This is a genomic window from Candidatus Amarolinea dominans, assembly GCA_016719785.1.
Classification (GTDB): Bacteria; Chloroflexota; Anaerolineae; order SSC4; family Amarolineaceae; genus Amarolinea; species Amarolinea dominans.
On sequence record JADJYJ010000031.1, the window covers coordinates 209,875 to 224,298 of the forward strand.

Annotated in this window: 9 protein-coding genes; 3 read left to right on the forward strand and 6 right to left on the reverse strand. The window is 63.3% G+C overall.

Annotated elements, in window-relative coordinates; all coding sequences use genetic code 11:
* Window positions 1-239: 239 nt before the first annotated feature.
* The 5 genes from IPM84_24860 to IPM84_24880 all read right to left on the reverse strand — a co-directional run bounded on the left by IPM84_24860 (window position 240) and on the right by IPM84_24880 (window position 8,067).
* Window positions 240-1,958 carry a NapC/NirT family cytochrome c gene (locus IPM84_24860; protein MBK9095925.1) on the reverse strand — a complete coding sequence of 573 codons (1,719 nt, stop codon included), beginning with the start codon at window positions 1,956-1,958 and terminating at the stop codon, window positions 240-242.
* Between the two features lie 107 nt (window positions 1,959-2,065).
* Window positions 2,066-4,333, reverse strand: coding sequence for a hypothetical protein (locus IPM84_24865; GenBank protein ID MBK9095926.1), 2,268 nt, complete (start codon window positions 4,331-4,333; stop codon window positions 2,066-2,068).
* A 236-nt stretch (window positions 4,334-4,569) separates the two neighbouring features.
* Complete coding sequence (locus tag IPM84_24870; protein MBK9095927.1) at window positions 4,570-5,730, reverse strand: cytochrome b/b6 domain-containing protein; 1,161 nt, start codon at window positions 5,728-5,730, stop codon at window positions 4,570-4,572.
* On the reverse strand, window positions 5,727-6,920 hold the full coding sequence (locus IPM84_24875) for a cytochrome c3 family protein (protein MBK9095928.1): 1,194 nt from the start codon (window positions 6,918-6,920) through the stop codon (window positions 5,727-5,729). The genes IPM84_24870 and IPM84_24875 overlap by 4 nt, the downstream gene beginning before the upstream one ends.
* A gap of 154 nt (window positions 6,921-7,074) precedes the next feature.
* The gene (locus IPM84_24880; GenBank protein MBK9095929.1) at window positions 7,075-8,067 is read right to left on the reverse strand and encodes a hypothetical protein; all 993 of its coding nucleotides are present in this window, start codon (window positions 8,065-8,067) and stop codon (window positions 7,075-7,077) included.
* Between the two features lie 464 nt (window positions 8,068-8,531).
* Here IPM84_24880 and IPM84_24885 point away from each other — a divergent pair, with 464 nt between their 5' ends.
* Genes IPM84_24885 through IPM84_24895 form a run of 3 tightly spaced genes read left to right on the forward strand, consistent with a single transcriptional unit; the run spans window position 8,532 to window position 13,056 of the window.
* Window positions 8,532-10,454 carry an O-antigen ligase family protein gene (locus IPM84_24885; protein MBK9095930.1) on the forward strand — a complete coding sequence of 641 codons (1,923 nt, stop codon included), beginning with the start codon at window positions 8,532-8,534 and terminating at the stop codon, window positions 10,452-10,454.
* The gene (locus IPM84_24890; GenBank protein MBK9095931.1) at window positions 10,451-11,581 is read left to right on the forward strand and encodes a glycosyltransferase family 4 protein; all 1,131 of its coding nucleotides are present in this window, start codon (window positions 10,451-10,453) and stop codon (window positions 11,579-11,581) included. The genes IPM84_24885 and IPM84_24890 overlap by 4 nt, the downstream gene beginning before the upstream one ends.
* Window positions 11,578-13,056, forward strand: coding sequence for an O-antigen ligase family protein (locus tag IPM84_24895; GenBank protein MBK9095932.1), 1,479 nt, complete (start codon window positions 11,578-11,580; stop codon window positions 13,054-13,056). Before IPM84_24890 ends, IPM84_24895 begins: the two co-directional genes overlap by 4 nt.
* Here IPM84_24895 and IPM84_24900 read toward each other — a convergent pair.
* On the reverse strand, window positions 13,014-14,390 hold the full coding sequence (locus IPM84_24900; GenBank protein MBK9095933.1) for a PD40 domain-containing protein: 1,377 nt from the start codon (window positions 14,388-14,390) through the stop codon (window positions 13,014-13,016). The genes IPM84_24895 and IPM84_24900 overlap by 43 nt on opposite strands.
* Window positions 14,391-14,424 lie beyond the last annotated feature (34 nt).

Consider the following 14,424-nt stretch of genomic DNA (forward strand, 5'->3'; position numbering starts at 1 on the left):
GGCCATGACCACAAAAAGGACCCTGCCAGCTCTTGCTGGCAGGGTCTGTTTTTGGCAAGTTCCGGAGAGCGGCCTCACCTCATCCCCCGGCCCCTTCTCCTCTCCGCTGTGCGGAGAGGAGAAGGGGGGAAGGGGGGGAGAGGAGTAGGACGACGTTGGGCGCGGGAGAGCGTGATCTATTGCAGAGAGCGCCGTCACGCCGGAGACGTGACCTACGGCCGGGAGGTGCTATTTTCACATCAACTCTGCGACTTATGGCACGCCAGGCAAGATTCAGTGGTACGCCCCTGGTGGTTGGCCGGGAACGGCTTGAACCCACCCGCCGCGTGACAGACCAGGCACTGATCGCGTCGTCCTTCGAGCGAATGCGGAATCGCCGGCGGGGCAGCAGTGGCCGGCTCGCCTGGCTGAGCGTTGGCATCGGTGGCAGCCGACGCATGGCACTGCGTACACAACGAACGCTCGAAATCGGCGTGATTCTCAGGGAACGGGCGCACCGCAGCCTTGAGGCCGTGGCACAACACACAATCGGTGCGCTCACCGACCGGGTGTGGCACCGGACGGGGTTGCCCAGACCCAGGCACCGCGGGCGGTTGCACCAACTGGCGCACAGCGGGAGCGTCCAGGCCAGCAAATTTCCACTCAGAGGCATGACAGGCGCTGTTGCTGCAAAAACTGCTGTTGTCGGCGCCGCCGGGATTCGTGACGTTGTGGCAGCCGGCGCAGCTCTCATCGAACACGAAACGGTGACGGGCGATCCAATTGGAGTCTTTGTGCGATTCGGGTTCGCCTGGCCTGTCCACGCTGAGCACTGGTGCGGTATCGTCGCCTGTCACCACTTCCGGGATCGAGTGGCACACGTTACATTCGAGGCGCACCGTCTGACCCTGCGGAGAGACGTGTTTGCCATCATGGCAGCGGAAACAGCCAGGAAATTCCAGGTGCCCGGCGTTGTCAGGATGGGTTTGCCAACCAACCTTCAGATTGGGAAAGACAGTCTGGCTGAAAATGCCTTTGACCGCAATGACGGCTTCCTGCACCTTCTGCGCATTGGCCGCGTAATAGGCGGGTTGATTGCTCCTGTACCACTCCTCGATTCCCTCAACCGCCTTCATGCCCGCGTCCAGGCTGGTGTAGTCCTGACTCAGAATCTGGCTACCCTGCCATTTGATGTAGGGGATGGTGCTGTCAACCTGACCGCGTGCCAGGGCAGCGTCCATGGCATCATTGGGCGAACGGAAGAGGTGGGAAATGCGGGTATGGCAGTCAATGCAATCCATGCGGTGCAACTGGCTTGCGACCTGCGTGCCAAAATCGGGCGGCAGGCCGGCTTCCACATCGAAGTACTCCGTCACCTTGCCATCTGGCGCGACCTCTTTGACATACGGAATCGTCTGTTTGAGGCGGTCATCGGTGTAATAGTAGACTTCGCTCTCGATGTGCCAATGAATACCGCGTCCAAGCCCCTCACGCTGCGAACCGCCGCCGGTCTTGATGACCATGTAGTTGCGCGTGTGTGTGTTCTGCTCATCACCGGCGTAGCGTTTGATCTCAATGAAAGTATCTGAGGAGAATTTATCGGGACTATGACACTGCTCGCAGGTGTCGCGCGCAGGGCGCAGACTCTTGACATAGATGGGTGGTTCATACGCCTGGGTCAGGGCGTTGATCACATGGCTCAACTCACGCGCCTTGCGGGGCACCGTGAGCAGGATCGAATCTTGTCCCAGGTGACAGTCCACGCACGCCACGCGTGCATGGGGTGAAGCCTGGTAGGCGAGGTATTCGGGGGGCATAGTGTGGCAGGTGGTGCCACAGAATTGGGCGCTGTTGGTGTACTCCCACGCGGTTGCGCTGACCGTGATGGTGGCCAGCACAATCAGGATAGTCAGCGACCCGCCAACAATCCACGGCCAGGGGCGACGCAGAGACCTGATCCAGGAAAAGAATCGTTTCATTGGTGTACCTGCCTGGCTGACAGAGGCAAAAACAGGAGCCAGGCGCCCAGTCAGAAACTGAACGCCCGGCTGCAACAACGATCAATAGGGGCAAACTAACGCAGAGGTTAGGGCCGGGTCATGCCGGTCATGTCTATCTTGACGCCGCCCGTGCCCAGATCTTCCAGTGCATCGTACAGAATCTGCGCGGCGTACTTGGGATTGTGGGCAAAGGCGCCCGGATCCTTCTGAACGTACTGGTAGTTGTAAGCCGCACGCAGCAGGCGCGGCGTCCAATCGGTGTAGGCCTTTTCGTCCTGGTCCGCCGCGCCGTTGCCGTTGGCATCTGCATAGAAGTAAGGATAGGCAGTCGAACTGTAGGCGATGGCGGTCTTGGCGACATCCTGCGCGTAGGTTTGCAGACCGACGAACAGCTTCTCTTCCAGGGTCGCAATCTCACCCGCGACGCCTTCCTTCGTATCCTGGTCGCCGTCGAAGTCGGCGGCGGTGGCGCGAATGTCCTGCGGCGACTTGACGCCGGCATGGCAGGTGACGCACTTGTCTAAGCTCAGTTCAAGCTCATGCGTCTGATGGCATCCCGTGCAGGTGTCGAGACCCGGTGCGTGGGTATTGCGGCCCGCGTACTCTTTGTCCGCGTACTGATACGCAACCTGCGCATCGTTGCCAAACAGCGTGGCGCCGGCTGCGAAGTAGTGTACGTTCAGGAAGCTCAGCTTCTTCTCCGGCACAACATCGTCCTCCAGTCCCTTGAGGCGGTTGTTGACCGCGACCGTGGACTGGCGACCCTGGTGGCACTCGATGCATAGATTCGCATCCACCGGCTTGAGGTTACCCTTCTCGTCCTTCTCCGTGCTGAAGGTGACGCTCTTGCCGCTGGGGAACGGCACGCTTGTCACCGCGCGCACCGAGAAGTCGGTCAGGTCATCGTGACAGGTGGTGCAGGCCAGGCCATTGGACGGCTCGGCCCCAACAACGCCCGATGTCACAATCGAACCGCTGCCGGTAACAGCCACGGTGCCGCCATTGGTCAGGAACTGGGGCAGGCCGGTGGCCGAGTGGCACTTGGCGCAGCCGGCCGGCACCATGCCCGCATCGTCCCAGTCTCGGAAGGCCATCGCTGTGCCGTCGAAATGACCGGCATCGTTGCGAGCAGCTTTCGAGAGGTCCAGCGGTGCAGCCAGCTTGGTGTTCAGGTCTGCGATCGAGTCGTGCAGGAGCTGGATGATGTACTTGGCATTGTGCGCGAATTTGCCTGGGTCCTTGCTCGCAACCTGGTAGTTGTACGCGGCCCGTAACAGGCGGGCGGTCCAGGTGGAATATGACTTCTCACCGGTGTCGAGCTTGCCGTTGGCGTTCGCATCGGCAAAGAAGTACGGATAAGTGACCGCATCGTAGCCGATGTCTTGCTTCGGGACCTCTTTGGCGTAGGTCGTGATGGCGACCAACAGCTTCTCCTGCAGACCGGCCGCCTCCGCCGACACCCCTTCTTTGGCATTGCCGTCGCCGTCATAGTCCATCAGTGAGCCGTTCATGCGGATATCGAGCAGATCGGTCACGGCCTTGACGTCCTTGTGGCAGGCGGTGCATTCCTCAACCTTGACTTCCAGGGTGTGCGAGTTGTGGCAACTGATGCAGGTGTCGTACCCTTCTACGTGGCGGAACTTGCCATCGTACAGCATGCCTTCATACTCGTAGCCGCCCTTGACCAGGGTGCCGTACTGAGTGGCCGCGGCCGCAAAGTAGTGAACATTGCGGAAGCCAAAGGTCTGGGTGACGCCCTTGCTATCCACGAACGGCTTGACGACCGCATCCATGTCCGTAATCTTGAACGTGTCGGTAATCAACTTGTCCACGCTGAGCTTGGACTCACGGCCCTGGTGACATTCCATGCAGCGGGACTCGTCACCCAGGTCCTGAATTTCAATGCCCGACGGGAAGGTGACGCTGGTCTTGGTGGCCGTCACGTCGTTGTGACAGGCCGCGCACTGAACGGTCGTCCCGATCGCGGCCGCCTTGTCAACCTTACCCGCGGCGCTGCCGTCGGCGCCCAGGAAGTCGAGGTAACCAGGGGTGCTATGGCACTTGGCACAACTGGCCGGAACCTCGGCTGGGGTGGCGGCATCCCAATGGACGAATGCCTCGGCTGTTTTGTCATTATGCGGTGAACCGGTCCAGGCCGCTTCGAATGGCACTTCGACGGCTGGCTTCGCTTCAGGGCAGGGCGCGGGTGCGGGGCAAGCCGCGCAGGTGGGACATGGCACCGGCGTCGGCGCCGGCGCCGCGGTGGGCGGCGGGGGCGTTCCCTGGCACGCAACCAGCAGAAAAACGATGGTTGCGAGCACGAGAACACCAAACAATCCATCTCTTACCTTCATAAGGACCTTCATAAGGAACCCTTCCTTTCCAGCGAGCAATCTTTCCCTGACAACAGCGTCAAGGATTTCCGGAGATGGCTGAGGCTCCTCGTCGGTCGGCCAATCAAGCACGGCGGAGGGCTGTCTTGACTTCCGTCGCACGGCGAGAGGGCTTGACGAAACAAAATGCGTGGGATAGATGCAAGTCTACCTGCGCTGGCGTTACGCGTCTATGACATCTATCATAAGACACAAGCCTATTTTTCTGGCGCGCCGGCGTCAATCCAGGCCCTGATCTGAGCCATCTCAGGATCGCTCAGTTTGAGCGGATGCGCGCTGCCGCTCAGTATCGTCACGACCAGGCTTTCATCTGACTTACCGGCCGTGAAGATCGGGCCTGACTTCCCTCCTTTCTGCGCGTCCGCATAGCTGGCCAGTGACAGATTGCCGAGAGCGCCATGACAGGCGACGCACTTTTGCACAAACAGCGGGCCGATGAAGCCATCCCAGGTGACGGCGCCGACCGCCGGCGGTGTGCTCGGGGCCGGCGTTGGCGTCTGCGGGATGGGCGTTGGCGTCTGCGGGACGAAGACCACCACAGTCGCCCGCACCGGCAGGGTGGTGATCGCGGTCTGCTCGAAGGAGACAAACAGGTAAAGGCCAATCAACAGAGCGACTGACAGAACACCGGCCGTCGGATAAAACAGGCGCTGCCGGCGCTGCATCTTCTGGGGATCCAGCGGTCGCGTGGCCGTACCCATCCTGATGGCGGCCAGCTCGGCCGGGTGCTCGTGCAGCATCTCTTCTTCGCTGAGCACGCCGGTGAACATACTCTTGTTGAGCGTCCGCAGGTGAACATGATACATGTGCCAGACGATGATCGCCAGCACAGCCAACAGCGCCTCGCCGCCGTGCGCGGCCTTGGCGGCCGGGATGAACTCGCCGGGCATGAAACGCGTCGTGGAGATGGGATTCCAAAGCATGAAGCCGGTCAGGATCATGATCAGGGTGCCCCACACCAGGGACCAGTATTCGACCTTTTCATCGAAGGCATAGCGCCCCATGGCCGGTCGTTCAGAACGGCGCCCCAGGAGATACAGAATCAAACCCCCGAAGTTGCGGACATCCTGCAGATCGGGCAGCATGGACAGGGAAACGCGGCGCACATAGATCTTGTAGGCAACGACAACGACATGGTAAACCGATTCCAGCATCAGAACGATCGCTGCGACACGGTGAATGACACGCGTCACCTCGATACCGCCGAACAGCCCGATCATGATCTCAGCCAGGGGCTGGCCGATGAACTTCTGCGGTAACCCGGTCAGCGCGAGAACGACAAAGGCGGCGACCATCAACAGATGCTCGATACGCTGGGAAAGAGAGAAACGCAGATAGGTTTTCGTGGTCGTAGTCATGCTCCTTTCTCTCCCTTCGCTGCGGGGGGAGTGGAGATGCGCCGCCGGTTGAGAAAACGACGGCCGGCGTCCCCGGCCGCAAACAAAACCATGCCGCCGATGAGGGTGGGGATGACAATCTGGTAGAACAGATTGACATAGTAGACGATTGGGTATTTCTCGCGATCGGGCGTGTAGTGGCTCAACCAGGCTTCAGAGAAATTGGCGTTGGCGTCGGGATGACAACTCTGGCACTGGGCCACGAGGTTTTCGCGCACATGCAAACCCTTCTGGGGATCACTGGCTTGCTTGATGTCGTGAAAACCGTGGCAATCAATGCAAACCGGCTTGTTCGTCAACTGGTCTGGCGCCTGCTTTTCGAACAGCGTCACCGTCGAGCCATGGAAATCAGCCAGGTAGGTGTTCATGACCTGGGTCGAGATGCCGTACTTGTCCATTCTGGCCGCGTCGGTGTGGCACTTGGCACACACAGATGGAGAGTTCAAGCGAAAGGTTGCGGAAGTGGGATCGGCGATGCCATGCACACCATGACAGTCAATGCAGGTTGGCACATCCGGGTTTTGCGCATCTACCAGGGCCGCGCCATGCACGCTCGTCTTGTACTGTTCGTAGATCGTGTTATGGCAGGTCGCGCAGGTCTGTGGAATAGCCAGGTGCGCGTCCGGCAGCGGTTGATGGGTCTTCTGATCCAGGATGCGCCCCTGCGCGTGCGGATCATGACAATCTGCGCAGACGGCTGCCTGTCGGTTGCCCGCCTGCAGCGCAGTTTGATGCACGCTGTCTTTGGACAGTTCATACTTGTCGGCATGGCAGGTCTTGCACAATTCGTAATTGGCGATGGCATACCCGCGCAGGTCTTGCGCCTGCTGCGGAGGATGAGGATAGCCCGAAATGTTCGTGTGGCACTGAGTACACAAGTAGCCCCCGCTGCCATGCACCGAAGCGGCGTAGCGCGCCGGGTCAATCCCCAGATACAGATCCTCGCCGCTCGGCAGCCTGGTCGTTGCAGCGGTCGCGTGACACGCGAGGCAGGTTTCGTTGCTCACCATGATTGGCGGGGACAGAGGGGAACTGGTGGGGGGCGTCGTATCTTGTACAGGCGGGGCGGCGGCCGCAGGAGCCACGGGCCAGGTCAGGGCAGCCAGCCACAGCACCGCGCCAGCAAAGACCACCATCAAGCCGAGGCTCAAACCGCTTATGCCTCCGGACCAACGTTGCGCACCTTTCATCCGTTACTCCTCCACTTCAGTGTTCAGCATCGTTCAGCATAAACTATCGGGCCGGTGGGCGCCGGCCCGGTAGAGGCGTCGTCGTCAACAGTCAACAGATGTTAGCGCTGCCCGTCTACTGCTTATCGTGGTAACCGACAGCAGCAGCCTTCAGGGCCTCGTCCGTCTTTTCAACCGCCGAACCTGGAATGTGGCAGCTCTTGCAGGCAAAATCGAGGCCAAGCTGCGAAAGCGCCTTCTTCCCGTCGGCGCTGAACTGACTCGTCTGCGTGGGGTCAATGGCCATCAGGTGCGTGCGAATGTCGCCGGTGAATTTCGTGGCGTCGCCCCACGCACTCTTGCCCACACGGGGCATGTGGCAGGAAACGCACTGCACGTTCAGCGCGGCATGTTTGCTCACCTGGGCATTCTGCGCTTGCTGATAATGGCAATTTTCGCACGTGGTACGCGTCGGCGGCTTGTCCTCAGCGCGCAACTGCACCACACCCTCGTGCGGGTTGTGGCACACCACACAATCCAGCGTGATGTGCTTGCTCTGGTACAACTCCTCGTACTGCTCGTGGTGCTCGATGAAGCCGCCACTGGCGTCAACCGCTTCGACGGCGTTACGGCGATGGCACGCGCCGCACGCCTCACCGCTGCGATCAACCTTCAGCGCGATCCCGTACGGATTTGCCATGTGCAGGCTGCCCGGCCCATGACACGCCTCGCACTGGATGCCCGGCGCGGCCCAGACGCCCACGATGCCCGGCAGATCGTCCTGATGGCCGTCTGGCCGATAACCGGTCGTGTGACAGGCGCCGCAGTTGTAAACGAGCTTGGGCTTACCGGAGTTGTACTTGACCCAGCCGGCCTCTTTGCCCACAGCCACATTGGCAAAGTTGTACTGGTTCAGGTAATTGGTGTCGCTGATGGTGGCACCCGGCTTATCGGTGATGATGTAGCCGTTCTTATCCATGAAGCGCGCCTTCCAGTTGTAGCCGCCGATCACATACGAAATGTCGTTCCAGGTGTAGCCTTCGGGCGGCTTCTCCACCGCGGTGAAGGGATAGGTTGGCGCCTTGCCGTCCACCACCTTGTTCAACTTGTAGCTGTGGCCCGATTTCATGAACAGATCATAAGTTGCTTTATGACAGGCGCCGCACTTGTCAGAACCAACGTATTCAGCGCCGATGGCGGCGCTGGCCACAGCGCCGGCAGGACCGGCAGACCCAGCGGGACCTGGGGCGCCAGCAGGCCCAGCCGGCCCCTGCGGGCCAGGGGCGCCTTGTGGCCCGGACGGCCCAACCGGGCCGACGGGACCGGTACAGGCCGAGAGTACGAACAAAATACCCAAGACGATCACGAACACAACGATCAACTTACGTAACATACGTCCCCCTTTTGTCCCCCTTTTATAACGAAGCAAACGAGGTCAATCTGCTGCGAACGTGCTGACAACCGCTCAACAATTGCAGTCATCATACACTAATTTTAGTTGCCTTGCAAGGTTTTACACATCGCTTCGATTTCTTTATAATGAACCCGCGACGCACCGCTGGTCGCTGAAAATCTGAACCGGCTACCTGTTCGATGACACGATCCGCATTCTTTTTACAACGCATCACCTGGCTGGCTTTCTTAGCCCTGGCGCTGTGCCTGCCCTTCGAGGCCGTGCAGCCCTGGCTGCAGGCCGGCCCGCTGCGTTTTACCAATCTCGAACTGCTGGCCGCGCTCGCGCTCATGCTGTGGGCGCTTGCTCTGCTGGCGGCCCGCCGCATGCCGCGCTGGCCGGCCTGGCTGGGGTGGCCGCTCCTGGCCTGGAGCCTGGTCTTGTGCCTGTCGGCCCTGCTCGCGCCAACCGAACGGGGCGCTGCGCTCAAGTTCGCCTTGCGCAGCCTGGCCGGAGTCATCGTGAGTCTGGCTGCATTCGATGTGCTGACCAGGCAGCGCGCCGCAGATGCGCGCGCAACCGGCCCTGTCGCCGCCCTGGCCTGGGCGCTGACGAGCGGCGCCCTGTTAGCTGCCGTCCTCGGCTGCGCCGAGGTCCTGTGGCCTGCCGTGCTGACCCCCTGGCTGAGCCTTTTCAAGCTCCACACCACGCGCGTCGCCGGTACGATCCGGGCCAGCGGCACATTTGGCTATGCCAACATCGCCGCCCAGTACTGGGAAGCGGCCCTGGTATTGCTCAGTGTTCTGCTCACCACCGTCAGCCGGCGGCGCGACCAAATTCTAATCCTGTTCGCCATCGGCCTCATGGGCGCGGCACTCGTCTTGACGGCCAGCCGCGGCGGCCTGGTAGCCATCCTACTCAGCAGCGGGCTGTTGCTGGCGACCGCCTGCTGGAGCCTGCGCCGCCTGCGCCGGCTGGCGCCCGATTCTCCCCCGCTCGTCGGTGTGTCGCTGCCCCGCGCGGCCGCCATCACGATCATCGTGATTGTGGCGCTGGCGAGCGTCCAGGTGGCGTTGAGTCCGGTGCAGCAGGCGCGCCTGCAGCGCGAGGTTGAAGCCGGCTTCATGCAGGCCGAGTATGCCGCGCCGGCCCATCTCACCCTGGTTGCCGGTCAACGCACGCAGGTTCCGGTGCATCTTACTAATGCCGGGCGCCTGCTCTGGCGGGCACACGGCGCGGAGCCGATCTTGCTCAGCTATCATTGGCTGGACGCCAGCGCCGAGATGATCGTCTTCTTCGAAGGCGATCGCACCGCCCTGCCCCATGATGTGCCGCCCGGCGGGTCCGCGCGGGTGTCGGCCTACGTCCTGCCGCTCCTTCAACCTGGCCGCTACATTCTGGCCTGGGACCTGCTGCAAAACCACGTGGCCTGGTTCTCCACGCGTGGAGCTGGCCTGGGGCGCACCACGGTTGACGTGGCGGCCGGGGCCGGCGGCGCTGCGGCCCCACCCCTGCCGCCCCCTCTTTCCGCCAGCTTGCTGACCGCAGCCCAGGGCAGCACCCAGGTTGAGCGCACCACCCTCTGGCGGGCTGCCTGGCTGCTGTGGCGCCAACACCCCTGGCTGGGCGTCGGCCCGGACAATTTCCGCTACCTGTGGGGCGACGCCTTGGGCTTGACAGACTGGCGCCCGGCCGGGCAGGCGTCTGTCCTGCACAGCAACAGCCTGTATGTCGAAATTCTGGTGACGCTTGGATTGGCGGGAGGCGCTTGCTTCGCCTGGCTCCTGCTCAGCCTGGCACAGCACGTCTTCACGCGGCTGCGCTGGCTGCTGACCCTTGCCCCACCCACCTTACCTGCAAAGTCCCGCATTCACTCCCTCAACTGGCTACTTGGTTTGTGTGCGGCCCTGGTCGCCTTCCTGGTGCATGGGTTTTTCGACTATTTCCTGGAGTTTACGCCTACCTACCTGCTGTGGTGGATCCTGGTCGGCAGCCTGGCCTCCTGCACAACAGAGATCGGGGCACAGAGCGTTTCGCTTCGTCTCCCCCTCTCCCGTCGTGTGCTGTTTCACGACGGGAGAGGGGGTCGGGGGGTGAGGGCGTCAACGGAGAAAACGCCGTGATGCGCATCGGCTATGATGTCACCACCCTGGAAGGGCAAATGACCGGCGTTGGCTACTACTCGGCGCATCTCCTCGCCCATCTCTTACGCCGCGCCGACCCCTGGTGCTTCGAGCTGCTGAGCAATCGCCGCTCGCCGCACCTGGCGCATGCACTCGCCGGCGCCATCGTGCCGCCGGTCGGCCCACGCGGCCCCTCGATGCCGCTGCGGCCGCTCTGGCTGCAGGTCGTTCTGCCGCTCTGGCTGCGCCAACTCAACCTCGATGTGTGCCATTTCACCAACTCGCTCCTGCCGCTGGCCGCCCACGGCCGCATGATCGTCACCGTCCATGATATGTCGCTCTTCCTGTTTCCCCGGTACCATCGCCCGCGCAGCCTGCTCATGGCGCGTCCTTTGATCAAACCGTCTGTGCGCCGGGCACAGGCCATCATCACCGTCAGCGCCAGCGCCAAGGCCGACCTGGTACGGGTGTTGGGCGTTCCCGCGTCCATGGTGCATGTGATCTATGAGGCCGCCGCGCCGCAGTTTCGCGTCCTGCACGACGCGGCGAACCTGGCAGCCGTGCGTCAACGCTACGCCCTGCCCGACCGTTTTCTGCTCTATGCCGGCACGATCGAACCGCGCAAGAACCTGGTGCGCCTGGTCGAAGCGCTGGCCCTGCTGCACCACCGAGGGCTGCACGTGCCGCTGCTGATCGCTGGCCAATGGGGACCGCTCCCCTACCACGACCTGTTGGCAACCATCGAGCGCCTGGGGCTGCGCGAGGCTGTGCGTTTCGTCGGCTATGTGCCCACGGAAGACCTGGTTGCGCTCTACAACCTGGCCACGGTCTTCGTGTTCCCTTCCATCTATGAAGGCTTTGGCCTGCCCATCATCGAGGCCATGGCCTGCGGCGCGGCGGTGCTCACCTCGAACGGCTCATCGCTGGCCGAGATTGCCGGTGCGGCCGCCACCCTGGCCGATCCGCACGACCCCGAGGCGCTGGCAGAGGCGCTGGTCACCTTGCTCAGCGATGATGCTCAGCGTTTTGCCCAGCGCACACGCGGGCTTGCGCGCGCGACCGAGTTTTCCTGGGCGCGCACAGCGGCCGAAACGGCCGCCATCTACCGTCAGGTCATGGCGGCATGAGCGTCGAGACGTCGCCCGTCCCTGTCCTGCCCGCGTCGGCCGTCACAGCGAGCCGGGCCGCGTGCAGCCAGGTGCAGTCGCGGCTAACCGTCGCGGCCCATACCCTGCTCACCATTTTCCTGGCGCTGGCCTTTCTCACCCCGTCCTGGCGCCAGGGGCCGTTCACCTGGTGGCCGCTGCTGACCGCCAATCTGGCCGGGCGCCCGGCGCAGATTGGCCTGCTGGCGTTGCTGCCGCTGCTGGCTGCGCTGCTGCGGGTTGCCGCGTGGATGGTTCGCCCCGCGCGCCGCGACTCGATGCGCTTCCACGCCTGGCGCGACGCCTGGCCGGTGCTGCTGCCGGTGATCGGCCTCGGCGCGCTGACCTTGCTACGGCTGCGCCCGGCTGTCGCGCCCGGCATGGCCTTGATCGTCCTGGCCGGCATTGGTTTCTTCTGGCTGCTGACTTTCTGGCTGGCCCAGGCGCCGGCCGCGCAGGTGATGCGCTGGCTCTCGCTGCTGTTTGCCCTGGTCGTCTTGGGCCAAAGCACCGTTGGCGTCGTGCAGTTCGTGCGCCAGGACTCCGCCCATCTGACCTTCCTGGGCGAACCGGCGCTCGATCCACGCGTCGAAGCCACCAGCGTGGTGGGTCCGGAGGGTCAACATCGCCTGCGCGCCTATGGCCTGACCGCGCATCCCAACGTGTTGGGCGGCCTGCTCAGCATCGGCCTCCTGTGGATCATGGCGGGATGGCTGGCAGGCGTGCCCTGGCCGCGCGTGTCACCCGCGATCAGCACCGTGCTCTGGCTGGTCATTGGCGCGGTCGGGTTGATGGGGCTGCTGGTCAGCTTTTCACGTGCGGCTTGGTTGGGATTTGGGGTTGGCGCGGCCTGGCTCTGCTGGCGCCAACGTCACGCCTGGCGGCGCAGCCGCTGGCTGCTGCTGGGGATGCTGATTGGGGTGATCTTCTTCGTGTGGCGCCAGCCCGATCTGCTCTGGACTCGTTTCTTCGATCTGACCAGTCCGCTCGAAGCGCGGTCCATCAGCGAGCGCGTGAGTGGACTGATCGCCGCGGCTGGCCTGATTCGAGATCAGTGGCTGCTGGGCGTCGGCAGTGGGTTGTACGCGATGACGCTGGTACCTGGCGCGTCCCCGCCGGTGGTCCACAATGCACCGCTGTTGGCCGCCGCGGAGTTGGGGGTTGGCGGCGGGTTGTTGTGGCTGTGGCTCAACGGGGCCTGGTTGGTCGGCCTGCGCCGTGGACATGCGGCGCAGGGGAGCGCCGCGCTGGCGCTCTTCGATGCCGTTTCGGCCTGCTGGCTGGCGCTGTTCGTGTGCGGTCTGTTCGACAACTACCCCTGGCTCACCAGTTCGTGGCGCGCCGCCATGCTGCTCGGCCTGCTGGCCGGCGCGCTGATTGCCAGCCTGCGCGCAGCAACGCCGGGCAACGGGGATCAGGATCCCCAATCGAACATGCGCTCCGCGGCAAAGTCGTAACGAAACGTCATCTGACCGAACACAGCCGGCAGGAACAAGCGCGGATTCGACCCGTCCGCTTCCATCATAGTCACCTGCCAGGAGCCGCTGCGATCGCTCAAGAAGATGACCTGGCGCCCGTCAGGCGACCAGGCCGGGGCAACGTTGTTGGGGGCGCGGTCGGCCAGGGGATCATTGGCCGTCAGGCGAGCCACAACCTGCCCATCACGATCGAGCATAAAAATATCGCGATGATCGTGCAGGCGCGTCTGCACCAGCAGATGTTGGCCGTCGGGACTCCAGGCCGGAGATTCCTGGAACAGATTGGCTGTCAAGACATCTTCACGCGCATCCGCGCTGCCTGGCTCGGTAGATTTGAGGCCCTGCTTGCCCCGGTAGACAATGCGCAGGCCATTCGGCTCCCAGGCCGGGGACTGCACCGTCTGGCTGGCGGGCAGATCGCGCAGAATCTTCTCATCCACTCGCACCGTGGCCAGGCCATTATAGTCTTCCGGTGGAATGTCGAAGCAGAAATCGCCAATGCACACCTGGCGGCCAGGAATCGTCTTGCGCCACCAGGCAAAAGCCAGCTCGCTGCCGTCCGGTGACCAGGTGGGGGTGCGCGCGCCATTGGCCTGCACCAGCAGATACTCCTCGTTCGTGCGCAGGTCGTAGATCCAGACCCCGCGCGGCTCGTTCCAGCGCGTGAAGGCCACACGCTGTCCGTCCGGCGCCAGGGCCGGGTCGAAACCACTGGTCAAGCGGCGCAGGCCGCTGCCATCGGCGTTGACCAGGTAGATGGAGCCGCCGTTGCTCTCCTGGAAGACGATCTTGCCGGCCGGCGCAGGCTGCGGTCGAACTGTTGGCGCGGGCGCGACCTTGACCACCGGCAGCGCCGCTGGCTCGCCGGTTAGGCGCACCAGGCTGGCGGCTACCCAACCGCGCTGACCGCCCGGCAACGTGATCTGCCACCAGGCGCCGTTGTCATCACGGCCGCTGACCTCGGCCGCGACCGCCGGCAACAGACGGCCAACAATCGGATAAGCCGTGCCGGGGCCGCTGCGCACATGGATCGCCGCGTCGCCGATCACCGTGACTGCCGGCGTGACTGCGCCGGGAGCTACCGTCGCTGTGGCTGTTGCGCTCACCGCGGTGAGCGTCGGCGCGAGCGTGGCTGTGGCCGTAGGCAGAGGCGTCACGCTCGGCAGCGGCCTGGTCGTCGGCATGACCGTCGCGGTGGTCTCATCGCCGGCGAGCGGCACCAGGGTTGGCGTCGGCGCCGCCGGCGGTGTGCTACATGCCGTCAGCGCGAAAGAGCCGATGAGAAGAGCCAGAGGAATCAGTAGGGGACGCATGGGTAGGCGCCTGCTGCGCCATCGAAGGGTGAAC

Bases quoted from the DNA above. Each gene is read 5' to 3' on its own strand.
- IPM84_24865 (MBK9095926.1), bottom strand. From the start codon at position 4,333: ATGAAGGTAAGAGATGGATTGTTTGGTGTTCTCGTGCTCGCAACCATC.
- IPM84_24870 (MBK9095927.1), bottom strand. From the start codon at position 5,730: ATGACTACGACCACGAAAACCTATCTGCGTTTCTCTCTTTCCCAGCGT.
- IPM84_24895 (MBK9095932.1), top strand. From the start codon at position 11,578: ATGAGCGTCGAGACGTCGCCCGTCCCTGTCCTGCCCGCGTCGGCCGTC.
- IPM84_24885 (MBK9095930.1), top strand. From the start codon at position 8,532: ATGACACGATCCGCATTCTTTTTACAACGCATCACCTGGCTGGCTTTC.
- IPM84_24880 (MBK9095929.1), bottom strand. From the start codon at position 8,067: ATGAAATCGGGCCACAGCTACAAGTTGAACAAGGTGGTGGACGGCAAG.
- IPM84_24860 (MBK9095925.1), bottom strand. From the start codon at position 1,958: ATGAAACGATTCTTTTCCTGGATCAGGTCTCTGCGTCGCCCCTGGCCG.
- IPM84_24900 (MBK9095933.1), bottom strand. From the start codon at position 14,390: ATGCGTCCCCTACTGATTCCTCTGGCTCTTCTCATCGGCTCTTTCGCG.